The sequence below is a fragment of the Thermoactinomyces vulgaris genome (assembly GCF_003688725.1).
GTDB classification, from domain to species: domain Bacteria; phylum Bacillota; class Bacilli; order Thermoactinomycetales; family Thermoactinomycetaceae; genus Thermoactinomyces; species Thermoactinomyces vulgaris.
Window position 1 is genome coordinate 269158 of the sequence record NZ_REFP01000009.1, and the last position, 24722, is coordinate 293879.

The 24722-nt window shown below is 48.8% G+C and carries 25 protein-coding genes; 20 read left to right on the forward strand and 5 right to left on the reverse strand.

Translation table 11 applies throughout. From position 1 onward, the window contains the following. The first annotated feature begins 84 nt into the window (after window positions 1-84). On the forward strand, window positions 85-1020 hold the full coding sequence (gene hprK, locus ATH33_RS08585; protein ID WP_121874287.1) for an HPr(Ser) kinase/phosphatase: 936 nt from the start codon (window positions 85-87) through the stop codon (window positions 1018-1020). A gap of 36 nt (window positions 1021-1056) precedes the next feature. Then, window positions 1057-2382: a purine/pyrimidine permease gene (locus ATH33_RS08590; protein ID WP_121874333.1), complete on the forward strand. Its 1326-nt coding sequence runs from the start codon at window positions 1057-1059 to the stop codon at window positions 2380-2382. A 39-nt stretch (window positions 2383-2421) separates the two neighbouring features. Here the strand turns inward: ATH33_RS08590 and ATH33_RS08595 are convergent, their stop codons facing one another. After that, window positions 2422-2625, reverse strand: a complete 204-nt coding sequence (locus ATH33_RS08595; RefSeq protein WP_131470896.1) for a hypothetical protein — start codon at window positions 2623-2625, stop codon at window positions 2422-2424. Window positions 2626-2910: 285 nt separating this feature from the next. Here ATH33_RS08595 and lgt point away from each other — a divergent pair, with 285 nt between their 5' ends. The 4 genes from lgt (at window position 2911) to ATH33_RS08615 (ending at window position 8700) form a co-directional block, all read left to right on the forward strand. Beyond that, window positions 2911-3807 (forward strand): prolipoprotein diacylglyceryl transferase, encoded by an 897-nt coding sequence (lgt, locus tag ATH33_RS08600; protein WP_049720667.1) that lies wholly within the window; start codon window positions 2911-2913, stop codon window positions 3805-3807. Window positions 3808-3829: 22 nt separating this feature from the next. After that, the gene (gene ppaX / locus ATH33_RS08605) at window positions 3830-4474 is read left to right on the forward strand and encodes a pyrophosphatase PpaX (RefSeq protein ID WP_049720666.1); all 645 of its coding nucleotides are present in this window, start codon (window positions 3830-3832) and stop codon (window positions 4472-4474) included. A gap of 9 nt (window positions 4475-4483) precedes the next feature. Then, a complete protein-coding gene (locus ATH33_RS08610) occupies window positions 4484-4972 on the forward strand; it encodes an acyltransferase (protein ID WP_037993298.1) in 489 nt (162 codons plus the stop codon). A gap of 164 nt (window positions 4973-5136) precedes the next feature. Further along, entirely contained in the window at window positions 5137-8700 is a 3564-nt protein-coding gene (locus tag ATH33_RS08615) for an efflux RND transporter permease subunit (RefSeq protein ID WP_049720665.1), read from the forward strand. A 34-nt stretch (window positions 8701-8734) separates the two neighbouring features. Here the strand turns inward: ATH33_RS08615 and ATH33_RS08620 are convergent, their stop codons facing one another. Next, window positions 8735-9043: a YolD-like family protein gene (locus tag ATH33_RS08620; protein WP_037993300.1), complete on the reverse strand. Its 309-nt coding sequence runs from the start codon at window positions 9041-9043 to the stop codon at window positions 8735-8737. A 70-nt stretch (window positions 9044-9113) separates the two neighbouring features. Continuing rightward, window positions 9114-10616 carry a golvesin C-terminal-like domain-containing protein gene (locus ATH33_RS08625; RefSeq protein WP_121874288.1) on the reverse strand — a complete coding sequence of 501 codons (1503 nt, stop codon included), beginning with the start codon at window positions 10614-10616 and terminating at the stop codon, window positions 9114-9116. A gap of 182 nt (window positions 10617-10798) precedes the next feature. Between ATH33_RS08625 and ATH33_RS08630 the strand changes: the two genes are divergently transcribed. After that, a complete protein-coding gene (locus ATH33_RS08630) occupies window positions 10799-11008 on the forward strand; it encodes an RNA chaperone Hfq (protein ID WP_037993303.1) in 210 nt (69 codons plus the stop codon). Between the two features lie 18 nt (window positions 11009-11026). On the opposite strand, the gene ATH33_RS08635 is transcribed toward ATH33_RS08630, so the two are convergent. Continuing rightward, complete coding sequence (locus ATH33_RS08635) at window positions 11027-12139, reverse strand: quinone-dependent dihydroorotate dehydrogenase (RefSeq protein ID WP_037993305.1); 1113 nt, start codon at window positions 12137-12139, stop codon at window positions 11027-11029. 146 nt (window positions 12140-12285) lie between these two features. Next, entirely contained in the window at window positions 12286-12639 is a 354-nt protein-coding gene (locus tag ATH33_RS08640; protein ID WP_037993309.1) for an EthD family reductase, read from the reverse strand. A gap of 598 nt (window positions 12640-13237) precedes the next feature. Between ATH33_RS08640 and ATH33_RS08645 the strand changes: the two genes are divergently transcribed. From ATH33_RS08645 to rapZ, 13 genes are all read left to right on the forward strand, one after another. Then, window positions 13238-13807, forward strand: coding sequence for a non-canonical purine NTP pyrophosphatase (locus ATH33_RS08645; protein ID WP_037993311.1), 570 nt, complete (start codon window positions 13238-13240; stop codon window positions 13805-13807). 91 nt (window positions 13808-13898) lie between these two features. Beyond that, window positions 13899-15071 carry an ATP phosphoribosyltransferase regulatory subunit gene (gene hisZ, locus ATH33_RS08650; protein ID WP_037998083.1) on the forward strand — a complete coding sequence of 391 codons (1173 nt, stop codon included), beginning with the start codon at window positions 13899-13901 and terminating at the stop codon, window positions 15069-15071. After that, window positions 15056-15697: an ATP phosphoribosyltransferase gene (hisG, locus tag ATH33_RS08655; RefSeq protein ID WP_121874289.1), complete on the forward strand. Its 642-nt coding sequence runs from the start codon at window positions 15056-15058 to the stop codon at window positions 15695-15697. The genes hisZ and hisG overlap by 16 nt, the downstream gene beginning before the upstream one ends. Then, window positions 15697-17007, forward strand: coding sequence for a histidinol dehydrogenase (gene hisD / locus ATH33_RS08660; RefSeq protein ID WP_121874334.1), 1311 nt, complete (start codon window positions 15697-15699; stop codon window positions 17005-17007). The genes hisG and hisD overlap by 1 nt, the downstream gene beginning before the upstream one ends. Continuing rightward, window positions 17000-17578 (forward strand): imidazoleglycerol-phosphate dehydratase HisB, encoded by a 579-nt coding sequence (hisB, locus tag ATH33_RS08665; RefSeq protein WP_037998100.1) that lies wholly within the window; start codon window positions 17000-17002, stop codon window positions 17576-17578. Before hisD ends, hisB begins: the two co-directional genes overlap by 8 nt. Further along, on the forward strand, window positions 17578-18195 hold the full coding sequence (gene hisH, locus ATH33_RS08670) for an imidazole glycerol phosphate synthase subunit HisH (protein ID WP_037998086.1): 618 nt from the start codon (window positions 17578-17580) through the stop codon (window positions 18193-18195). Before hisB ends, hisH begins: the two co-directional genes overlap by 1 nt. Then, a complete protein-coding gene (hisA, locus tag ATH33_RS08675; protein ID WP_037998088.1) occupies window positions 18192-18932 on the forward strand; it encodes a 1-(5-phosphoribosyl)-5-[(5-phosphoribosylamino)methylideneamino]imidazole-4-carboxamide isomerase in 741 nt (246 codons plus the stop codon). Before hisH ends, hisA begins: the two co-directional genes overlap by 4 nt. Next, window positions 18929-19687, forward strand: coding sequence for an imidazole glycerol phosphate synthase subunit HisF (gene hisF / locus ATH33_RS08680; RefSeq protein WP_062843244.1), 759 nt, complete (start codon window positions 18929-18931; stop codon window positions 19685-19687). Before hisA ends, hisF begins: the two co-directional genes overlap by 4 nt. Further along, complete coding sequence (gene hisIE, locus ATH33_RS08685) at window positions 19684-20295, forward strand: bifunctional phosphoribosyl-AMP cyclohydrolase/phosphoribosyl-ATP diphosphatase HisIE (RefSeq protein ID WP_037997438.1); 612 nt, start codon at window positions 19684-19686, stop codon at window positions 20293-20295. Before hisF ends, hisIE begins: the two co-directional genes overlap by 4 nt. A 391-nt stretch (window positions 20296-20686) precedes the next feature. Then, window positions 20687-22363, forward strand: a complete 1677-nt coding sequence (locus tag ATH33_RS08690; protein ID WP_242062460.1) for a tetratricopeptide repeat protein — start codon at window positions 20687-20689, stop codon at window positions 22361-22363. A 19-nt stretch (window positions 22364-22382) separates the two neighbouring features. Then, the gene (locus tag ATH33_RS08695; protein ID WP_037997434.1) at window positions 22383-22694 is read left to right on the forward strand and encodes a thioredoxin family protein; all 312 of its coding nucleotides are present in this window, start codon (window positions 22383-22385) and stop codon (window positions 22692-22694) included. Between the two features lie 154 nt (window positions 22695-22848). Next, window positions 22849-23805, forward strand: a complete 957-nt coding sequence (locus ATH33_RS08700) for an ROK family glucokinase (RefSeq protein ID WP_231564641.1) — start codon at window positions 22849-22851, stop codon at window positions 23803-23805. Between the two features lie 34 nt (window positions 23806-23839). Next, window positions 23840-24721, forward strand: coding sequence for an RNase adapter RapZ (gene rapZ / locus ATH33_RS08705; protein WP_037997447.1), 882 nt, complete (start codon window positions 23840-23842; stop codon window positions 24719-24721). Window position 24722 lies beyond the last annotated feature (1 nt).

The following is a 24722-nucleotide window of genomic DNA, read 5'->3' on the forward strand; positions in this document are numbered from 1 at the left end:
GAGGAACGGCATCCGTGAGAATAAAAAACTGTCCGCCGGCAAAAAGGCAATCAAAGGCCGGTTGGATGTTAGGAGATACGGACGATGAGTAAAAAGGTTACACTGGAAAAGTTGATACAAGAGTTTCGCCTGGAAGTGATTTATGGTTGGGATCAATTGGACCGTGCCGTGACCGTCGCGGATTTGTACCGGCCGGGATTGGAGCTGGCAGGTTTTTTCACTTATCATCCGGTCGAACGTTTGCAGTTGCTTGGCAAAACGGAATTGTCCTTTATTGAAGGATTGACCAGGCAAAAAAGAGAGGAACGTTTGGAGCGGTTGTGCCACTCGGAAATCCCTTGTTTTATCGTAACGCGGCAGTTGGAAGTGCCGCCCGAATTGATCCAGGCGTCCAAGAAGAAAAAGGTGCCGATTTTGCGCACTTCCTTGGCAACCACCAAATTTGCCAGCAAATTGACCAATTACCTGGAAAAATACTTGGCCCCGGCCACAACGATGCACGGGGTGTTGGTGGATGTGTATGGAATCGGCGTGCTGATTACGGGTTCAAGCGGAATCGGCAAAAGTGAAACGGCATTGGAACTGGTGAAGCGCGGCCATCGGTTGGTTGCCGATGATGCGGTGGAAATCACCCAGTCCGAAGAAGGGACGCTGGTCGGACATGCCCCGGAATTGATCCGTTACCTCCTGGAGATCCGGGGACTCGGGATCATCAATGTCATGACGCTGTTTGGGGCCGGAGCCGTGCGCGATAAAAAGAAAATTTCGCTGGCCATTCATTTGGAGGCATGGAAGGAAGAACGCCAATACGATCGATTGGGTCTGGATGAAGAGAAAATCCGCATTATCGACACAGAAATCCCCAAGTTGACCATTCCGGTCCGCCCGGGGAGAAACCTGGCGGTGATTATTGAAGTGGCGGCCATGAACTACCGGTTGAAGCAAATGGGTTATCATGCCGCACAACAATTTATCCAGCAATTGGGTTCCGCGATTGATGACAGTGAGGAATTTGATTGATGGGGTTGAATCCGGGAGGAGGAGAAGAAAAATTTGATGAAAAATGAACATGCATGGATGAAAGAGGGTTTTTCCTTTTTGCAATGGGTGGTCTTCTTGTTGGCAAATGCCCTTTCGCTCCCCGTTGTCATCGGCCAGCTTTATCATCTCTCTGCTGCAGAAGTTGCCGGCTTGATGCAGCGGACTTTTTTTGTAATCGGATTGACTTCTTTTTTGCAGGGATGGCTGGGGCACCGTTATCCTTTGGCAGACGGTCCGGCGGGAATCTGGCTCGGCATGTTCACGGTGATGGGAACCATGGCCGGGGCCGGTGAAGCCGTGCTTTCGGAGACCTTACGGGTGTTGGAAGGGGCGATGATCTTGGCCGGAGTCATCATCATCGTTATTTCTGCCTTCCGCTTGCTTCCGAAAATCCTGTTTTTATTTACCCCTTTGGTGACCGGGTCCTTTTTAATGCTGTTGTCGCTCCAGTTAAGCGGTGTGTTCTTTCAGGGAATGTTCGGGATCGGGCAAGGCCGTGATGCTTTGGAGGGCAAATTGTTGCTCGTGTCGGTGGCGGTTTTTGTGTTGGTGTGGGTTCTTTCCGTTTGGGGAAAAGGCTGGATGAAAAATTATGCGGTTTTAATCGGCATTGCGGCAGGTTGGGCCGGTTTTGCAGGGTTGGGTTATGATGCGGCGCCGGTTTCTTTTTCTTCTTTTGTCACCCTTCCGTCCGTTTTTGCCTGGGGAACGCCGGTCTTTGATCCGAACATGATTTTAACCGTATTGGTGATTGTGTTGTTGCTTTTGTCCAATTTGATTGCAAGTGTGTCAGCCATGGAACAAGTGTTGTCCGGGAAGAATCGCTTGGAATCCGGGTTGTTGTCCCGTTCCGGAACGGTCAACGGGGTGGCGACGCTCGCTTCGTCTCTTTTTTCGACGGTCGGAATGGTTCCTTTGACGGTTTCCGCCGGCTTTGTCAGCATGACCGGCGAGAAGAGGAGACGTCCTTATCTGGCAGCCTGTATCGGGGTTGTCGCCATTTCATGCATCCCGCCTATCATCTCGTTTTTCGCCCAATTGCCGGGCCCGGTGGCCTATGCGGTATTGCTGGCTTCTTTCGGGCAAATGTTCGGCATCGGTTTGAAAGGCGTGTTAAAAGAAGCTCTGGATTCACGGAGATTTCAGATTTTAGGTATCACCATGTCGGCCGGGGTGGGAATGATGTTTCTTCCTGCCGAAGTGTTCCAAAACTTTCCCCCGGTGATTCAGTCCTTGATGAGCAACGGATTACTGGTGGGGATGTTGATCTGTCTGGTGCTGGAACAATGTTGGAGGCCGCGTGGGGAGGAATCGTTCAAAAAGGTGTCAAACCACGCATAAAGGCTGCTTCTTTTGTCAGGAGCAGCCGGCTGTGATCTATTATTCAAGCGTGATTTCGCGATCGGCGTGACAAGTTTTCGGCTTGCGCCAATGGGGAAGGTACACAAACTGGATGGGATCATTGGACAAACATCCGGGAGTGGAGCAAAATCCGCGATCTCCCATGATATACACACTTTGGCTGTTTCCGCATTCCATACAATCATAACGTTCTGCTTCTTCTCGGTGTAAATCGAACGCCAACAAAATAAATCCCTCCAATGATTTGTGTATACTATTTTAATGAATCAGACTTTTTATGTCCATAATAAATAATTCGATAAAAAAATGAAAAATACTGCACGGAAAGTCCGCCGGGATTTTTATGACGTTGCTTTGGACAGGCCAATCTGCTTTGAATGAAAACCGCTTGATCTGAAAGGGATTTTCTTTGTGAAAATTTTTAGGTTACAATGAAGACCAAATTTGTTCAAAATGGAAGGGTGGATCTGTGAAATTACTGTTTGGGGAAGAAGGGGGATGAAGGGAATGACGTTCATGGTGATTGATCCCGTGGCCTTTTCCATCGGCCCGATCCAGGTGCATTGGTACGGGATCATTATGGCGACGGCCGCCATGTTGGGTTTGTGGTTGGCGACAATGGAAGCAAAGCGCCAGGGGCTGGATCCGGATATTTTATTGGATATGATGATCTGGGTATTACCTTCGGCGATCGTGGGAGCCCGGCTTTATTATGTGCTCTTTGAGTGGGAGTATTATGCCATGCATCCCGGAGACATCATTGCCGTTTGGAAAGGCGGACTGGCGATTCACGGCGGATTGATCGGTGCTTTTACAGCCGGATACATATTTGTGCGCAAGCATGGTTTGTCATTTTTGCAAATGGCGGATATTGTAGCCCCGAGTATCATTTTGGGCCAGGCGATCGGACGTTGGGGAAATTTCGTCAATCAGGAAGCCCATGGTGGGGAAGTGTCGCGGGCTTTTTTGGAAAGCTTGCATTTGCCTTCATGGTTGATAGAGCAGATGAATATTTACGGTGTGTACTATCATCCGACGTTCCTGTATGAATCGATCTGGAATTTGGCCGGGTTCCTTTTGCTGATCGGTTTACGAAAGATACGCATCCGGCAAGGCGAGATTTTCTTCTCCTACTTGATCTGGTATTCATTGGGCCGCTTTTTCATTGAAGGCCTCCGGACAGACAGCCTTGCGTTTTCCGGCCCCGGCTTTTTGGAACAACTGCTGGCTGGGCTTTGGTCCCCGATGCAATTGTTGTTCGAACCGGGAATGTTAACCGGGGGGAACATCCGCATTGCGCAATTGGTGAGCCTGATCGGCGTCTTGGCGGGGCTGGTTCTCATCATTTGGCGTCGCATGAGCGGAACTGTCCCAAAGCAGGCCGGTGAAAGTAAAAAAGCTTAAATCCCGAAGGAGTGGAACAAGCGTGAAATATTCCGTCATCCTTTTTGATTTGGATGGAACGTTGATCAATACCAATTCGTTGATTCTTGCTTCTTTTATGCATACGCTCAGTCAGCATTGTCCGGGAAAGTACACTCGGGAAGATGTGCTGAAGATCATGGGGGAGCCTCTGCTCGACCAGATGCGCCGTTTTGATCCTGATCAGGCCGAAGCGATGGTGAAAACCTACCATGCCTATAATATCAAGCATCATGATGAATATGCCGAAGCGTTTCCCCATGTCCGGGAGGTTTTGCAAGCGTTGGATCAAGCCGGTGTGGTGATGGGGGTGGTTTCCAATAAACGGCGGGTCGTGGTGGAAAGAGGATTGGATCTGTTTCAACTGACCCCGTTTATGAAAACCATCGTTTGCATCGGGGACACTCCCGAGGCAAAACCGTCTCCGGACATGATTTTTCTGGCTTTGGAACAGTTAAAGGCGGCTCCGGAGGAGGCATTGATGGTTGGAGACAGCCGCTATGATTTGATGGCGGCCAAGCGCGCCGGGGTCGATGCGGCAGCGGTGGGTTGGAGCCTTCATGCGGAGGAACTGAAGAAGTATGAGCCAGCCTATTATTTGCATGATATGCGTGATTTGCTTCGCATTTTGGATACAGAGAAGGGGTAAGCGGACAACATGCGCAAGACGGAACGATTCAAAGTGAGCGGGCCTAATTCATTATGGCAGGTGTACCGGACGGTTCCCTTTTGGAAAGTGTTTAAAAACACCCTCGTGATCTTGGTTGCCCGTTATTTGCCGTGGATGGGGTTGAAAAGGTGGTTTTATCGCAAGCTGACCGGCATGGAAATCGGAGAATGCACGGCGGTTGCTTTCATGGTGATGATGGATATTTTGTATCCGGAGAAAATCCATATCGGGAAAAATACGATTATCGGATACAACACCACCATTTTGACGCATGAATATTTGATTGATGAGTACCGGTTGGGGGATGTGTATATCGGTGATCATGTGATGATTGGCGCCAATTCCACCATCCTTCCGGGAGTGACGATTGGAGACCGTGCGGTGGTCGGAGCCGGTTCCGTGGTCACCAAAGATGTGCCCCCCGGCACTTTTGTGGCAGGAAATCCGGTCAGGGTGATAAAAAGTACAAAACAATGAGGGATTGAACCAAAAACCGGAATCCGATTCCGGTTTTTGGTATTCATGGGATGAAAGATTGGAATTTATATGAACAACAGTGAGATACACTATTTTTCAATTTGCTTAGAAGTTATTATTTAATCAGATTAATTATTTATGGGTGATATGAAAGGGGAGTCAAGGTGAATTGGTTGACCCGTTTTTCACTGCGAAACGTTGCCGCAGTGTTGATTTTGATCATTTTGGTAACCGGTGGCGGTGTTTATACAGCAACCCAATTAAAAATGGAAGCCATGCCGGATATCAACTTTCCGGTGATTGTCGCAGTCACCCCGTATCCGGGGGCATCGCCTGAGGATATCGCCGAAGAGGTGACCAAGCCGATAGAAAGAGAAATCATGGGAGTCAAAGGGGTGGATAAGGTTACATCCATTTCGGCAGACAGTACTTCCGTGGTGGTTGCCCAATTTGATTTTGATGCGGATCTGGACAAGGCGCAGCAACAAATGAGGGACGCCCTGGACCGTTTGGATTTGCCGGACAATGTGATGGATACAATCTTTAACCGGTTTGGATTCAACACCTTCCCCATGATTAATTTTACGGTAAGCAGTGACAAGAAAAATGCCACTGAATTGGAGCAATGGGTAAAAGATGTGGTGAAACCCAAACTGGAGTCGATCGAAGGGGTCGGTGAAGTACAGGTAAAAGGAGAAGGGACCAAAGCGGTATACATTCGTTTGAATCCGGAAGCATTAAAGAAACATAATCTCACTATGCAGCAAGTTCAACAAGCTTTGGCCAGTGCCCAGATGTCTTTGCCGCTGGGGGATTTAAACACCGGCAATGTGGATATGCCTGTACGCATTCATCAGGAGATCACCTCAGTGGAAGACTTGAAAAATTTTGAGTTGACCGTTCCTGCCAATCCGACGGAAGGCATGCAGGATGCCTTCAACCAAATCGGTCAATCCATGGAGAGCTTGGGGCAGGCTGTAGGCGGCCTAGGTCAAGCTGTCGGAGGATTGAGCGAAGGGTTGGGGCAAATGAGCCAAGGACTGGGACAGGTGAGCCAAGGATTGGGGCAAGTCAGCCAAGGAACCCAGCAGTTGGCGAAAGTACAGGCCCATACGCAAAAAGTCCAAGCCGAAATGATCGGGATTCAGATTGAGTTAAATAAAGCGATGGAGCAACTGCAAAAAGATCCTGAAAATCCTGAGCTCAAACAACAAATCGCCATGTTGCAGGGACAGTTGAAGGCCAAACAAGCTGAACTGGTGGCGCTGAGCAAACAATTGCAAGCGATGCTGGCGAAGATGCCCAAATCTTCCGGAACTGTGCCGAAAGGAAACAGCCAATCGGTAAAAATGCCGGCTTCGCAAGGAAAAACTTCTGCCGGCACCGGCAAACCGGAAATGAAAGAACCAGAAATTAAAACCGTCAAACTTCAGGACATTGCCACCATTACGGAATCAGCAAAAGGTCAATCCATGATCACCCGGACCAACGGGAAACCCTCCATCAATGTGGAGGTCATCAAAAATCCGGATGATAACGTGGTGGAAACAGCAGATGCAGTGAATGCTGAACTGGATCAGCTGGCAAAAGCCAATAAAGACGTTCAATTCATGAAGTTGTTTGACCAGTCGGACAGTGTCAAAATGTCCATCCATTCCATGGTGCGGGAAGGATTGCTCGGGGCTCTGTTTGCTTCGGTTGTGATTCTTCTGTTCTTGCGGAATGTGCGCATGACATTGATTTCGATTGTTTCGATTCCGGTATCTGTTTTTGCAACCTTGATCTTGTTGAAACAAGCGGATGTGAGCCTCAATATCATGACCCTTGGCGGAATGACGGTGGCCATCGGTCGGGTGGTCGATGACAGCATTGTCGTGATCGAAAACATTTACCGCCACCTGATGAAAGGGATGGAACGCACGTCCGAATTGATTCTGTTGGCGACCAAAGAGGTTGCTTCAGCCATTACATCCTCCACATTGACGACGGTTGCGGTATTTGTTCCGCTCGGAATGATTGAAGGGATTATCGGTGAAGTCTTTTATCCCTTTGCACTGACGGTGACCATTTCGCTTTTGTGCTCGTTGGTGGTGGCTGTCACCATCGTTCCGGTCTTGGCGAAATTGCTGGCTTTGAACGGAAAGCCGTTGAAAAAAGACCGGACAAGGAGCCGGCTGGCGGAACAATACAAAAAAGCTCTCAATTGGTCTTTGAACCATAAAAAAATCGTTTTGGTCGGGTCGACTTTAATGTTGTTGGGAAGTTTTGCGCTCGTACCCTTTATCGGAACCATTTTCCTTCCTTCCGATAAAGAAAAAGCGATGAACATTGAATTGAAAATGCCTTCCGGCACGAATTTGGAAAAAACAAATCAAGTCGCCGAACAAATGGAGCAAAAGTTGAAACAGCACCCGGAAGTGAAAGTGATCAGCAGTTCGGTCGGGAACATGAGCAGCCAGATGACCAATGACGGTTCAACGGGCAGCAGCAACCGCGCTTCCATGTTTGTCACCTTGGCGGATGACACCGAAATGGACACCTTTTTGGAAAACATCCGCAAGGAATTAAATGCGGTGGATCAGGATGCCGTTGTGAATGTCAGTGAAGTCAACAGCATCAATCCCGCTTCCAATTCCATCGAAGTGGTGATTACCGGAGATTCGATGGACAAGATCCGGACATTGACCAATCAATTGACGGCAAAAATTCAAAAAGTGAACGGTCTTGCCAATGTGGAAAACAATTTGAGTGAACAGAAGAAAATCGTCACCATTGAAGTGGATGATGCCAAAGCTGCGAAGAAAGGTTTGGTGGCCCAACAAGTGGCCGCAAGTGTCCGCGGATTGTTGCAGGCGGATACGATCTTTGAAATTGAGAAAGGAAACGAATCGCAAGAAGTGAAATTGGGATTGAAACAAGATGAAGTCAATTCGGTGGATAAGGTGAAAGAAATCCGGATATTATCCTCCACCGGTGAACTGGTTCCGCTCAAAGATATTGCCAACGTCAAGGTGGAAGAAGGACCGGTCACCGTCAAAAGAGAAAACGGGCAGTTGGCTGCCACCGTTTCCGGGGATGTCACCATTAAGGACACCGGAGCCGTTTCCAAAGACATTCAAGCGCAAATTGACAGCACTCCGATCCCGCAAGGCGTTTCGGTCAAACTGGGCGGCGATATCGAACAAATGAACGAAAGCTTTGCTAATCTGGGGAAAGCCATGATCGTCGCGGTCTTTGCCGTTTATGTGGTCATGTTGATTGCATTTGGGGAAGCCACGGCACCCTTTACCATTTTGTTCTCTCTCCCGTATGCCGTCATCGGCGGTTTGCTCGGTCTGTGGATTGCCGGTCAGCCGATCAGTGCGCCTGCTTTGATCGGGGCATTGATGTTGATCGGGATCGTGGTCACCAATGCGATCGTCTTTGTGGATCGTGTGCAACAGATGAAAAAACGCGGGCACAATACCGTTGATGCTTTGTTGGAAGCAGGAGAAACCCGTCTGCGTCCCATTTTGATGACGGCTTTTGCAACGATTTTCGCTTTGTTGCCGCTGGCTCTCGGGTATGGAGAAGGTGCCGCCATGTCGCAAGGATTGGCGATTGTGGTGATCGGAGGACTTGCCTCGTCCACGTTATTGACTTTGTTTATTGTTCCGATCGTCTATCTTTTCCTCTCCCAATTGAAAGAAAGATGGCAGTCCAAAAGAAGTCGTCAAGCCGAAGCATAACCAAATCCCCCGGGGAAGACTTCCCGGGGGATTTTTATAACGGGTCCACCTCAATCAATTGATCAAAGGTGATTTTTTTCTTCCATTCGCCGTTGGCCATGATGAACCATTCTTCATACGGATGGATTTTTTTGATGCGTCCGTAAAACTGAAGGGGTGAATATTTCCCCGCATAGATCACGATGACAGGTTTTTGCAATTCATAAGATTCTTCCAGCAAAAAAGTCATGTATTGGCGCTCGTCTTCATCCCTTGCGGGGGGATGGTATGTTGCGGCCGGCCTGTTTGTGACCATGTTGTGCCGCTGGGTTTCATACCATTTGTGAAAAGAAGCTGCCAGCATCTTTCTCCGCCTCCTTGTCTATGATCATACACGAACACAAGTTCGCATTCAAGGAGGAACAGAGAAAAAATTATTGTTTAATCAGCTTGAAGGCATCAGCCACCACATAACCGGAACCGGATGACCATCTGGATACGGCAATTTTATAATCAGTGCCTTGCGACATGTGAAAACGGCCCAGATAGTTCCATTTGCCGCCGTTTTGTTGCTGATTGACATAAACTGTTTGGTTGCCGGAAGATGTTTTGATGATCACGGGCGTGTTGGAGTTATAGCCGCTGTTGGCTGGCCACCAGCCGTAAATATCATAGTATCCCGAGGAAGGAATGTTGATTTGGTACCAGAAAGGGTCGCTGGCAAGCACCGGTTCGGCAAAATGATAGTTGCTTCCGTATTTTTGGGAATTCCAGCTGCTGGTTCCCCATGCGTCGCTGGCCATTTTTGCGCCGGTGTTGTCAAAAACGAGTTCTTGAGACTCCTTGACCAAAGACATATAGTAGTTCCAATCCCAGTGGGAACCCGGATCAGTATGGGTTGCGCCCGGCACTTCATTGTGTCCGATAATATGGCTTCGGTCTTTGGGAATGCCGTACCGGTCACACAACCAGCGGGTCAGGTTGGCTGAAGCGCGGTACATGGCATCCGTGTACCAAGCCGGATCGCTGACGTATCCTTCATGTTCGATCCCGATGCTGTGGACGTTGTAGTTCCAGTTTCCCGCATGCCAAGCAATGTCCTTGTTTTGAACCATTTGGGTAATTTCTCCGTCACTGGAACGGATTACATAGTGGGCGCTGACACTGGCTGCCGGATTTTGGAACCAGCTGATCGTGCCGCTGTAAGAGCCCTGTGTCGTATGAATGATGACATAGTCGATGGAATTGCCGTCGCTTTCGCGATTGGCCGCTGTATAGTTGGAACTGGAAGCGGCCACCCATTTGGCACCAGGGTAATCGGGCGTTGCCTGTTTTTCCGGTTGCTTTTCCACTTGTTCATACTTTCCTGTATGAGGTGTTACCGGAGTCGGCTGAATGAAAACATCTTCCCCGTCAATCACCCGTTGTGCGCCTTCATTGATGATTTTGAAAACTTCATCGGCATACCATTTGGCAGCCAAGTCGGAGGATAACCCGCTGTAATCGGCCACGGTGGTATACCAGTCAGCCAAATTTTGCGGGATCTGGCCCTGATTGTTTTCCTTGGCCAGTTCGGCCAAAACGGCAGCGCCTCCCCGGATGTTTTGTTTGATATCTGTCTTCAATGTGGATTCGGGGAGATTCAACAGGCGGCTGGCTTCTTTCAATGATTGGTTGTACGGGTTGTCGGCCAGGTGCATCAACCCGTAGCCGTTGAGCTGGCTGGGTTGTCCGTGATGGTCTTGCCAGCGGGTTTCGGCATAACTGACAGCCAGTAAAATTTCATCGGGAACCTGAAATTCCTTGGCAGCCTGCTGGAACGTTTCATATAAAGTTCCCGGTTGAAAGTGATCGTCGGCTGCATAGCTGACCGGCGGACTGAAACTGAAAAAGACCATGCTGAAAAGAAGAAGCGAGATCCCCAAAATTCTCCTCAAACCGGATTCCCCCTTTTATGTCTGAAGTGGTTCTCTATCTTTAATTATATATCTATAGCATTTTTCATAACAATATTTTCATTTTAAAAATAAAGAATTTTCTATATAAAAAAGCAGCGGCCGGAGGAAGGATTTAAATACAAGAAAAAGAAACAAGGAAAGAGAAAGGGGAGTGACAGGGGATGAACCGAGAACAAGACCAAATATTAAGCCAATTAAAGGAAAAGGGGGATACCGTCAAAATATATTTGGTCAACGGATACCAATATCAAGGGAAAGTCAATGATTTTGACAAATACACCCTTTCCATCGAGGTGGACGGGGAAATGTTTGTCATCTCCAAGAAGATGGTCAGCACCATTGAAATGTCAAAGCCACCTGAAATGTTTTGACAGGAAAAAGACGGGCTTTTACAAGGGAACCCGTCTTTTTGTTTCCTGCAAGTGTTGGCCGATCCATTCGGTAAAATGGCTGATTTGTTCTTTTTCCATCTGTCTTATCAATTCCTGGTTGATTTGCTTGACGATCCCGGGTCCCTGATAAATCATGCCGGTATAGATTTGAACCAGATTGGCCCCCGCTTTCAGTTTCTCGATGACATGTTGTCCCGAAAAAATGCCTCCCGAACCGATGATGGGAATGCTGCCTTGTGTTACGGAATAAATGTGTCGGATCATTTCGGTTGATTTTTCCCGCAAAGGCTTTCCGCTCAAACCTCCGTTTTCATGTCGGGCCGAGGCGGTCAATCCTTTACGGGACAACGTGGTGTTGGTGGCGATGATGCCGTCAATCCGCAAGGAAACCGCCGTGGAGACAATCTCTTTTAATGTCTGGATTTCAAGATCCGGAGCGATCTTTAACAGAACGGGCTTTCTTTTTTGATCGATTTTTTCCAATTTCGTTCGTTGGTTCATTATTTCCGTCAATAACGACTGCAATGCCTCGATGTGCTGGAGGTCGCGAAGCCCTTTGGTGTTGGGGGAGCTGACATTGATTACAAAATAGTCGCCGTAGGGATACAGTTCTTGGAGACCGCGGGTATAATCCTCCACTGCTTTGTCATTGGGGGTGTCTTTGTTTTTACCCAAATTAATGCCGACCGGAATGGCGGGATGTCCCAATCGTTCAAAGGATTCTTTCGCCGCGGCAATCCCGTGATTGTTAAATCCCATCCGGTTGATCACGGCTTTATCTTCCGGAAGGCGGAACAACCGGGGACGGGGATTCCCGTTTTGCGGACGGGGAGTCAGGGTGCCGACTTCCACGAAGCCGAATCCCAAAGCGGCAAGTGCCGGATAAACATAGGCGTTTTTATCGAATCCGGCTGCCATTCCCACCGGGTTTGGAAAAGAAATACCCCATAATTCGGAGGCAAGGCGCGGATCTTGGATGGTGAATGGTTTGGAGACGGTCTTTTGAATCAAGGAAGCAGACTGCATCCATTTCAATCCCCGGACGGTCCAGTTGTGGGCGGTTTCCGGATCCATCCGAAACAACACTTTTCGAAATAACTGGTAGTTCATGGGTGTGACTTCTCCTTTACCGCAAATATCTGAAGGTAGCATACCACAAGGGGTGGACAAAAAAAAGCTGACTGGCTTGTACCGGCCAGTCAGCAGAATGTGTATCAAGAGTTTCCAAAACAGAGGGGATCGTCCGTCATATGTAATTAATAATTTAAATTGGTGAAAAGGTTCGCTCTGAAGACTTGTTCTTTCCCTACATAGGCCACCAGGTAATCGGCTGCATCGTTGATCCAGCTTTGGGCAACGGCTTGTCCTTCTTCGCTGGCTAAGACTTTTTGCAGGGCATCGGGGCTTGCGAAGTAAATTTCGCACATTAAAGCAAAATCGTTATCCGGTGTCACATCGGTCGGGCTGCTGTTGGAAACCATCAATTCCGTCACTTCCACTTTAATTACACCGTGGATTTTTAAGATTCTCGGGATCAATGTATTTTTTAATTCCTCTGCAAACTCTTCAATTCCATCTTTTCTTTTGTAGTAACCAATGATCTTATACATAAATAAAAACCCCTCTTTCCTTATATCTTTCTGGAAATATATTTGATCGGAAATAAGTAATTGATAATTAACAGATAAGTTCATTACTTAAACCCAATAATTCAATTTTAATACCTTTATTAATCATTGTGTAGAATTAATCGAATCTTTTCAAGATGATTTCATGGTTTTTATCACAAATTTGTTACAGCAAAAAGAAGAGATCGTTAAAATCCGCCGTTATTTGTAAACGTTTTCAAAAAAACACAAAAAAGCTTCGGGTTTTAAACGCCGGTTTTATATGGAAATCATTCCAACCAACAGGAAAACGAGGCCCATCATTATGGGTTCCAATGATTGGTTTTTTCCCCGATATACCAGAAAGATTCCGATCAGTTCCAGAACGATCCCGGTTGCCAGGAAAGAGAGTCCCAAGTAGCCCATTGCTTTCGCCTTCCTTGTTAAAGTCTCTAGTGTATTTATTCGCATTGAACCGATCGTTTATGTCTTTTTTGTAAAAATAATGCGGCTGGCAGTGTATTATTTATTTCTGATGCAAGAGAATTAGCGTTAAAATGAGAAAAAATCAAAGTCAGATCGAACCATCGGAGGGGAAAAAATGAAACTTTTTTTCGTGACTCAAAACAAAGCAAAAGTGGCAGAAGCCAAAGGAATCCTGGCGCCTTTCGGAATTGACGTGGAGCAGAAGACGGTTGCCTTTGTGGAACCGGATAAAGGAACGGTGGAAGAAACAGCCCGGGCCAAATTGAAACAAGTCCGTAAACAAGGGCTGGATCAATTCATGGTGGATGATGCCGGGATCTATTTTGCGGCTTACAAAGATTTCCCCGGGATTTTGTCCAAGCGGATTTATGAACGGATTGGCTACAAAGGAATCCGCAAACTTTTGCACGGGGAAAAGAGAGAAGCCTGGTTCCAGGGAGCGGTCGGCATCTGCTTCAACGGGGAAATGAAGATTTTCAGCGGAGAAACCAGAGGGCATATCGTTGAGCAAATCGAACAATCGGAAAGTCCCGTCACCGACTTCCCCTATGACCCGATTTTTATACCGGAAGGGGAGTCGAGGGTGCTGAGTGAGCTGTCCGAAGAAGAATGGCAGACTTATTCTTACCGCCGCAAAGCATTGATCGGTTTGGCCGAATGGTTGAAAGAAAAAACAAAACACTAGTCAATAAGAAGTGCTTCATGTTATACTACTTGAAACGATACTTTAACTCATTATCGATTTAATAAGATAAAGCGAAGCGGAGGGGAGTGCGATGACCAAACCGCAGACATTTGAAAAACCAATGGGTTTTCGGGACTTTCCGCCGCTCATTGCGGAAAAGAAACGTTTGTTGGAAGACCGGGTCCGGGATCATTTTGTCAAGTGGGGCTATCAGGAAGTCTGCACGCCGGCCTTGGAATTTTTTGATACAGTGGGACAATCCAGCCAGATTCCCGTTTCGCGGATGTTTAAATGCATGGACCGGGACGGGAATCTGTTGGTTTTGCGTCCCGACCAGACCGCTCCGATCGCGCGGTTGGTGACTTCGGTTTTAAAAAGGGAGCCTTTGCCGCTGCGCCTGTTTTATCACGGGACGGTTTTCCGCGCCCAAGAGAAGGAAGCAGGCCGAAACAGCGAAAAATTTCAGTCGGGGGTGGAACTGGTCGGACAAGCGGGGCCGGAAGCCGACGGGGAAGTGATCGCTTTGGCCGTGGAGTCGATCCAGGCTTGTGGCATCGGTGCTCCGACCATCGTACTCAGCCATGTCGGACTTTTGGAAGGATTTTTAAGGGAACGGATTCATCGGGATGAAGCGATTGAAAAGTTGAAAGAAACATTGGAAGTCAGGGATTTGGTTGCATTTCGCCGCATTCTGGAGGAGTTGGATCTTTCCCTTGAAGAACGGCAAGAAATCATGGAGCTGACAAAACCGGGACTGGAAGGGAAAGATTGGAAAAAACTGTCTGCGTCGGCCAAAACAGAAGAAGTGCGGGAAAAATTTTGTTATCTGAAACGGGTTTGGGACCAGTTGCAGATTTTTGGCTGTGTGTCGCAAGTGAAAGTGGATTTGAGCTTGGTGGGGAGTCTCGGTTATTATACCGGCGTTTATTTTGAGGGCTATGCAAAAGGGATGGGATTTCCCCTCGTCAGCGGAGGACGGTATGACCAGCTTTATCAATCTTTCCACACGGATCTTCCGGCAACCGGTTTTGCTTTAAAAACCGACCGCCTGTTGGAGGCCAGTCCGTTAAAACCGGCATCGCCGAAACGGATCGCAGTTTTTTATGAACCTCATTTGCAACAGGAAGCTTATCGGAAAGTGCGTTCCTTACGGGAGCAAGGTTGTGCGGTGATCATGCAGCCGGTGGGAAGCCGGGCAGACCGGACACCGGATGTGGATGAAGTTTTGACGATCGCCGGCGAAGGGGAGTGGTCCACGTGTTAACGATCGCCATGGCCAAAGGGCGGGTGATGGAGGAAGCTTTTGACCTGTTTCAACAAGCCGGCCTGCCGGTTCCGAAAGCGGATGATCTGGATTCGCGAAAACTGGTGGTGTCGGTACCGGAGAACGAAATGACCTTTTTTTTGGCCAAGCCGATGGATGTCCCGACCTATGTGGAATATGGAGTAGCAGACCTCGGTGTGGTCGGGAAAGATGTGCTGATGGAGCAATCCCGTGATGTTTATGAATTACTGGATTTGAAAATCAGTCCCTGCCGGATGTCTGTGGCCGGGAAGCCGGAATCCACCCTTTCCCCCCATCCGAAGGTGGCAACCAAATATCCGCGGATTGCAGAACAATATTTTAAGGAACAAGGACAGCAGGTTGAAATCATCAGCCTGCACGGATCAGTCGAACTGGCTCCGATCATCGGATTGGCTGAGCGGATTGTCGATATTGTCTCCACCGGCCGGACACTGAAGGAAAACGGTTTGGTGGAGTGGTGTTGTATTGCCGATATTACCTCGCGGTTGATTGCCAATAAAGGAAGTTACCGCTTGAAGAATGAACGGATCCAAAAAATTTTGGGTGATTTGGAACGCGTGATTGAAAAGGAGGGGCGTCTGTGATCAAAATTGTCTCGCGGGAGGATTTAAAACGTCTCCACCGGGCCGGGATTGAAACGGAAGAACCGTTGTCAGCGGTGCAAGAGATCATTGACCTGGTCCGGAAAAAAGGCGATGAAGCCCTGCGTACCTTCACACTTCAGTTTGACGGTGCCGACGTTCAAAAATGGGAAGTGAGTCCGGAAGAAATTGAAGAAGCCATGGAGCAGGCGGATCCGGAGTTGGTCCGGGTTTTGACCGAAGCGGCCGGACGCATCCGGAAGTTTCATGAACACCAACGGCAACAGTCGTGGTTTTTTACAGAGGAAGACGGAACCGTTTTGGGACAAAAAGTCATTCCTTTGGAAAAGGTCGGAGTTTACGTGCCGGGAGGAAAAGCAGCTTATCCCTCATCTGTGTTGATGAATGTGATTCCGGCCAAAACCGCCGGCGTCAACGAGGTGATCATGGTGACTCCCCCGCTTGAAAACGGGGAGGTGTATGTAACGACGCTGGTGGCGGCAAAAATTGCTGGTGCGGACCGCATCTTCCGGGTCGGAGGAGCTCAGGCGATTGCTGCCTTGGCCTATGGGACGGAAAGTATTCCCCGTGTGGACAAGATTGTGGGGCCCGGCAATGTCTATGTGGCGTTGGCGAAACGGGCGGTGTTCGGCCAAGTGGATATTGACAGCATCGCCGGTCCGAGTGAGATCGTGGCCCTTGCGGATGAATCGGCGGATCCGGTTTATGTGGCGGCCGATCTGCTTTCCCAGGCGGAACACGACCGGATGGCCTCCGCTGTGTGTATCACGCCTTCCCGCTTTTTGGCTGAACGCGTCGCGGAGGAAGTGGACAGACAATGCCGCCGGTTGCCGCGCCGCGAGATTGCGGAAGCATCCATCAAAAATTTCGGTGCCGTTTGTGTGGTGAAAGATATGGAAGAAGCGGTGTCAACCGCAAATCAGCTGGCGCCCGAACATCTGGAACTGATGGTTCGCGATCCTTGGCATTGGCTTGCCAAAATTAAACACGCGGGTGCCGTCTTCCTGGGTGAACACAGTCCGGAACCGTTGGGGGATTATTGGGCCGGGCCCAATCATGTGTTGCCGACCAGCGGAACGGCCCGCTTTTTTTCACCGCTGAGCGTGGATCAATTTGTGAAAAAGACCAGTGTCATTTCCTACAGTCCGGAGGCGCTTTACCGTGACGGGAACAAAGTGATGTACCTCGCGGAAGCGGAAGGACTGACGGCGCATGCCGAATCGGTCCGGGTACGGATGGCAAAGAAAAGGGAAGGTGAGGGAATTGGTGAAAACAGGGAAGCGGATGAGTAATATCTCCCGTCAAACCAGGGAAACCGAGATTTCTTTGGCATTGCAATTGGATGGGATGGGACAAACCAATTTGAAGACAGGCGTCCCGTTTTTGGAACACATGCTGGATCTGTTTGCAAAACACGGGAAATTTGATTTGTTTGTCGAAGCTAAAGGAGATACCCATATTGATGATCATCATACCGTGGAAGACATCGCCATCTGTCTGGGACAGGCGTTGAGGGAAGCGCTCGGGGACAAAAGGGGAATCCGCCGCTATGGCAATGCTTTTGTTCCGATGGATGAGGCGTTGGGCCAGGTGGTGGTCGATTTGTCCAACCGTCCCCATTTGGAATTCCGGGCGGAATTCCCGAGTGAGAAGGTGGGTCGTTTTGACACGGAGCTTGTCCATGAATTCTTTTGGAAATTGGCGCTTGAAGCGCGCATCACTTTGCATGTGATCCTTCACTATGGCCAAAACACCCATCATATGATCGAGGCTTGTTTCAAAGCATTGGGGAGAGCATTGGATGATGCGGTGCAGATGGATCCCCGCGTACAGGGAATCCCTTCATCGAAAGGAGTCTTGTGATGATTGTCATTGTCGATTACGGAATGGGAAATTTGCATAGTGTGTCCAAAGCATTGGAACGGATGGGCTATGACAGTGTCATCGCGTCTGACCGGGAAACAATTCTTGAAGCGGATGCGATTATCCTGCCGGGAGTCGGTGCGTTCGGAAAGGCGATGTATGAACTGACCCAAAGGGATCTGGCCGCGGTGATCAAGGAAGCGGCCCGCCGGAACAAACCGGTTTTGGGGATTTGTCTGGGAATGCAATTGTTGTTCACCAGCAGTGATGAACATGGCTATCATCAGGGATTAAATTTGCTGCCCGGCCACGTGGTCCGGTTTGAAGGGGAATACCGGATTCCGCATATGGGGTGGAATTGGCTGAGTTTTAAACATCCGCATCCGTTATTTAAGGGATTGGAAGAAGGACATGTTTATTTTGCCCATTCCTATCATATCCAAGCGGACAATCCCGAAGATGTGATTGCCACCACCGATTACCATCAGACGGTGGCGGCGGTGGTCACCCGCGGAAACATTTACGGCATGCAATTCCATCCGGAAAAAAGCGGCAAGCTGGGACTTGCCTTGTTGGAACGGTTTGCCAAGCTCAGTGAAAAGGTGGGGACATCATGAGTTTTGTCATCTATCCGGCCATCGATCTAAGGGGCGGCAAGTGTGTCCGGCTCAAACAAGGGGATTACGGTCAGGAAACGGTGTACAGCGAAGATCCGCTGAACGTGGCACAAACGTTTATCGAACAGGGAGCGGAATGGCTCCATATCGTGGATTTGGATGCGGCGCGTTCTGGAGGGATGGAAAATGCCTCCATCATTCAAAAGATTGTTGAATTCTCTCCGGTTCCGGTTCAAATCGGCGGGGGCGTCCGAAATATGGAGCGGTTGGAGCGGCTTTTAAAATGGGGTGTCCGCCGGGTGGTCATCGGTTCCGCAGCCATTGATGATCCGGCGTTTGTGAAAGAGGCATTGAAGCTTTATTCCGCGCATATCGCCATCGGTCTGGATGCCAGGGACGGATTTGTCGCCACCCATGGCTGGCTGAAGACATCCCGGGTGAAAGCGGGGGAATTGGCACAACAAATGAGTGACTGGGGTGCGGAAACGTTTATCTTTACAGACATCTCCAGAGACGGAATGCTGACTGGTCCGAATATCGGGGCCGTGCGGGACCTGGCGGGTGTATGCGGGAAAACGGTGATCGCGTCCGGGGGTGTTCATCGGGTGGCAGATCTGAAACAGTTGGCTTCTTATCAACATGAAGGCGTGAAAGGAGCCATTGTCGGAAAAGCGTTGTACACCGGAGCCATCGACTTTCCGTCAGCCATCCGTGCGACAAAGGAGGCGAATTTATGATAACCAAACGCATCATTCCTTGTTTAGATGTCAAAGACGGCCGTGTAGTCAAAGGGGTTTCTTTTGTTGATTTAAAGGATGCGGGCGATCCGGTGGAGCTGGCGGCTTATTATGACCGGAACCAGGCGGATGAACTCGTTTTTTTGGATATTTCCGCTTCCCACGAAGGGAGGAAAATCATGCTGGATGTGGTGAGAAGAGCCGCGGAGCAGCTGAGCATCCCTTTCACCGTGGGTGGGGGAATCCGTACGGAGGAAGACATGTATGACATTTTGCGGTCGGGAGCGGACAAAGTGTCGGTCAATACATCTGCTGTTTTGAATCCCGGATTGATTGAAGCAGGCGCCAAACGGTTTGGCCACCAATGCATCGTGATTGCCATTGATGCCAAGTATGACCCGGATGAAAAAGACTGGTTTGTTTATACACACGGCGGACGGAAACGAACGGACAAGCGGGCCGTGGACTGGGCCGTGGAAGCCGTTGGCAGAGGGGCCGGGGAGATTTTATTAACCAGTATGGACCGGGACGGGCACAAGAACGGTTATGATCTGCCACTGACCCGGCAAATTGCCCAAAAAGCGGGCGTTCCGGTGATTGCTTCCGGCGGGGCCGGCAAGGTGGAACATTTTGTGGAAGTGTTTCTGGAAACCGAAGCGGATGCGGCGTTGGCGGCTTCCATTTTTCATTTTCAAGAAGTCGGGATCGATCAAGTGAAAAAGGCTTTAAAAGAAAACGGGGTGAATGTGCGTTGATCCATCCGGATGATATTCAATTTGACGAAAAAGGGCTGGTGCCGGCAATACTGCAGGATGCGGCCAGCAAAGAAGTTTTGACCTTGGCTTATATGAACCGCGAAGCATTGGCATTGACGCTGAAGACAAAGGAAGCCTGGTTTTACAGCCGTTCCCGCAATCAACTTTGGCATAAAGGGGAAACTTCCGGAAATGTGCAGAAAGTGGTGTCCGTTCAGACGGACTGCGACCGGGATGCGATTTTGGTGAAGGTGCTTCCCGAGGGGCCGGCTTGCCACCAAGGAACCTACTCTTGTTTTAAGGAGCAACCGGAAGATACCGCCGGCCGCTTTCAGATGATCAATAAGTTGGAATCGGTGATTGCCAAAAAAGAAGCAGAACGGCCCGAAGGCTCTTATACGGCTTATTTGTTTGACAAAGGATTGGACAAGATCTTGAAAAAAGTCGGTGAAGAAGCTTCCGAGGTGATCATTGCCGCCAAAAACCGCAGCGCCGAAGAGCTGAGCAATGAAACGGCGGATCTCCTTTATCACTTGTTTGTTTTGCTGCGGGAACAAAAATTGCCTCTGGATGAGGTGCTCCGTGTATTAAAAGATCGGAATCAATAGCAAATCTTTAAAAATACAGACAAGGGATCATGTGTTCCCTTGTTTTTTATTTTGTTTGAGACTCTCCATATATTGATGTTTTGTTGTAATATTTAAATGGATCCATGTTAAAAAGATGGCTGTTAAAATTTGTTGGATCCTTTTAGAAATATTATCCATTTTTTTGCCAGGATTCTTGGTGATCCCCTTGTGTTTGCGCTATAATTGAATAAAATAATGAAACAACTTCATTCATGGCTTTCTTGTTCGGGTTTTGAAATTTATTTCTGTATTTGCATCATTTTATGTCAAATCGTTGACAATTACCCTGAGAATGTTACGAATTTGGTATACTACCAAAAAACCACACACCAGCCTGGCGAAAACATTGTGCTGGGTGGAGGGGAAATTCATGAGAAAATCACAGGCCGGAGCAGACCGCCAAAAAAATAAAAAAATCATCCGTTTGCGGATGGATGCCGGCTTTTTCTTTGAACGGGCCTTATATTACCTTGACCGCCACCGTTACGACAAAGCGGTCAAATATTTTCGTTTGGCGACGGAAAAGGAACCGGGAAATCCGGTGAATCACTGCAACCTGGCCGGCATTCTTTCGGAACTGGGGCGCTTTCAAGAGTCCAATCAAGTGCTGATGTCCGTTTTGGAAGAAGTGGATCCTGATTTATATGAATGCTGGTTTTATATGGCGAATAACGCGGCCAACATGGGCGATTTGGAACGGGCCGAAGAATATTTGTTGCAATATTTGAGCCGGGATCCTTACGGAGACTTTGCAGAAGAAGCAGAAGAAATGCTTTACATGATTGCCCAGGAGCTCGGACGTCCCCCAAAAGAATGGAAGCCGGTGAACCAGCCCGGCTATATTGAGGATCATGAAAGAGCACGCAGTTATTTGGAAGAAGGGAAGTTTCTCCAGGCCATACAACTGCTCGAAGAAATTTCCGAGGCGCATCCGGAGTTTTTGGCGGCGAAAAACAATCTGGCATTGGCTTATTATTACACGGGGGACTTGGAAAAGGCGACGGGATTGATCGAACATGTGCTGAAGATCGACCCCAATAATCTGCATGCATTGTGCAATCTGGCGGTTTTGTCCCGGAATCTCGGTGACGAAAAAAAGGAACGGGCCATTCTTGATATGTTGAAAAAACTGGTTCCGTTTCATCAGGAAAATACTTATAAATTGGCAACCACGCTGGGGATTTTGGGAGAACATGAAGTGGCGTACGCATTATTTTCCCGCCTTTTGAAAGTCGACGGAATTCAGGAACCCGGGTTTTACCATTACACGGCGGTTGCGGCTTGGAACTGCGGCCGCTTTGAAAGAGCCCGGCAATATTGGAAAAAGGCAATGAATCTCGAAGGCAGGGAAGCGATCGCGGCTTTCTATTACAAACATATGGACCAATGGGTGGAGTTGGATCAACCGCCGAAGCTCCCTTATCATTACCAGCTTCCGTTTGAAGAGCAATTAAACCGGATGGAACTGTTCGGCCCCAACGAGGAGATTGTCAAGCAATTACAGAGCAATCTGCTTTTGCGCTCTGCTTTTTTCTGGGCTTTGAGCCGGGGCGATCATCAAACGAAAAGGCAAGTCATCAAGTTTTTGACTTGGTTTTCGGATGATGAAGTGAAACAATTGTTGGAGCAGTTTGTGTCACAACCGGAAGAAGACGAGGAATTGAAACAGTTGGCGCAAATGGTGCTTCGCGAATTGAGCCGCACGGAAAGCGGGGAACCGGAAGATCCTCTTCCTTCGGTCATTGAAGTGAATCATAAGTGGAAAAAAGTGTTGGAATGCTGTCTGGAGCATGTTCAGGAAACATCCACCGCCCACCTCTGTAAGGAGATCGAACGGCTGTGGTTCGAATGGGCTGCAAGAAACCGTGACTTTTCGGTGGTTCGAAAAGTGGAGGGATGGGCGGCGGCTCTGGAATATTTGACGGCAAAATATCATGGGGTGGCCGTGACTCAGCGAGAACTGGCCAAAAAATACGAAGTATCCATGTCAACGGTATCCCGGCTTGCCAAACAGTTGGAAACCATCGCCAAAGAATGTTTTTCCTGAGGAAAGGGGAGGGATCGTTGTGAAAAAAGTGGACAAAGGAAACTTTCACGACTTTATTGCAGAAGGGGATAAAGTGGTCGAATTCAGTGCAAAGTGGTGTATTGATTGCAAACGGATCGCGCCTGATCTGCCTGAGATCACCGATCGCTTTTCCGGGCGGTTTGAATTTGCAGAGCTGGATGTGGATGAATCCAAGGAAATTGCCGATGAATACAATGTAAAAGGAATCCCGACCTTTATCGTTTATCGTGACGGAAAAGAAGTCGACCGGTTGCCGAGTCGCCATGCAAAGACAAAAGAACAAATCGAAAGCTTTTTGAGCCAGGTGTAAAGGCTTTGAATCCGAAACCGCCGGTGTTTGCCGGCGGTTTAGTTCTACATTGATGACATAAATTAATCATGATATTATAAAATGAATCAAAATATAGCTATTAAAACATTTTGAAAAAAGATTTAATCCAGCCGGAACGATGAGGGGTGTGGACGTGAAGCAGTATTTCGTCGGAATCGATCTGGGTGGAACCAATATGAAAATCGGATTGGTTCATCAGAACGGAAATGTGATCAAAGACATAGAAAAACCTACACTAAAAGAAGAAGGTCCGGACGGCGTGATTCGCCGGATGGTACGCCATACACAGGACTTGGCCAAAGAGGCCCGGGTGCCGTGGGAGGAAATCGGGGGAGTGGGTGTGGGATTGCCCGGCTTTCTCGATATTCCCGGCGGTGTTGTCAAGTATTTGACCAATCTGGGTTGGCGGGATGTCCCGATTCGTGATCAGCTGGAGTCGGCGTTTGAAGTACCTGTGAAGATTGATAATGATGCCAATGTTGCCGCGCTCGGAGAAGTATGGACCGGTGCCGGTGCCGGTGAGCAAAATGTGGTGTTGATCACACTCGGAACCGGTGTGGGCGGAGGCATTATTGCCGGCGGCAAACTTTTACACGGTGCCCGGGGCATTGCCGGGGAGATCGGGCATATTCCGATTGATCCGGACGGGGTGTTGTGTAACTGTGGACGAACCGGATGTTTGGAAACGATCGCATCGGCGACCGGAATGGTGCGGCTGGTTCGTGAAGCGGTGGAGGCAGGGGAAGAATCTTCGCTGGTACTTCCGGTTCAAAACGGAACGTTGTCAACCAAAGAAATTTTCGCCGAAGCGGAAAAAGGAGATTTCCTGGCCAAAAGAACAGTGGAAAGGGCCGTTGATGCGCTTGCCCGGGCGATGGCCATTCTTTCGGTCGTGGTAAATCCTTCGCTGTTCATTATAGGAGGCGGTGTTTCCAAGGCGGGGGATGCTTTGCTGAAGCCCTTGGAAAACCACTACCGGAAGCAGGTGCAACAAAATGCCGGCCAAGGTGTCCGGATCGAGTTGGCACGGTTGGGTAACCAAGCCGGATTCATCGGGGCTGCGGGTCTTTTAGCAAGGACGGGAAAATAATGTATAATAAGAGGAAATGGTTGCCTCAGAGGTGATGGCCGTGGAACAAAAACAAGAAGTGAATATGGTTGTCATCACCGGTATGTCCGGAGCTGGAAAGTCCGTAGCGATGCAAAGCTTGGAAGATCAAGGCTACTTTTGCATAGACAATTTGCCCCCGATCTTGCTGCCCAAATTTGCAGAGCTTCTGAAAGAATCAAAGAGCAAATACCATAAAGTGGCCGTGGTGATTGACTTAAGAGGCCGGGAGTTTTTTTCTTCTTTGCTTGATTCACTGGATCTGTTGGTTAAAAATCACGGGATTCACCCGCGGATTATCTTTTTAGATGCTGATGACAACACACTGGTTCGAAGGTTTAAGGAGACGAGGCGTCGCCATCCGCTTTATCCCGGCAGCACGCCGTTGGATGCCATTTTAAAAGAGCGCAGGTTGTTGGAAGAGATCAAAGGCCGTGCACACTATCTCATCGACACGAGCGATTTGAAGCCTTCCGATCTGAAGGAGAAAATCGCCGTCATGATTTCGGAGAAAGATTCGGCCAAAATGATGGTGACCTTTGTATCCTTTGGATTTAAACATGGCATCCCCATCGATGCCGATCTTATTTTCGATGTGCGCTTTTTGCCAAATCCCCATTATGTTGACTCCCTTCGTCCGCAAACCGGACGGGACCCCGAAGTGGCCGAATACGTCATGAAATGGACGGAAACCAAACAGTTTTTGGAGAAGTTGACCACTTTGTTGGAGTTTTTGATCCCCCGGTATGCACGGGAAGGAAAGTCGCAACTGGTGATCGGAATCGGATGCACGGGAGGAAAACATCGTTCCGTGGCCATTGCAGAGTATTTGTATCAGACTTTCAATAAACAGGAGCATTGTCGAATCGCACATCGAGACATGAAGAAAGGCGGATAGC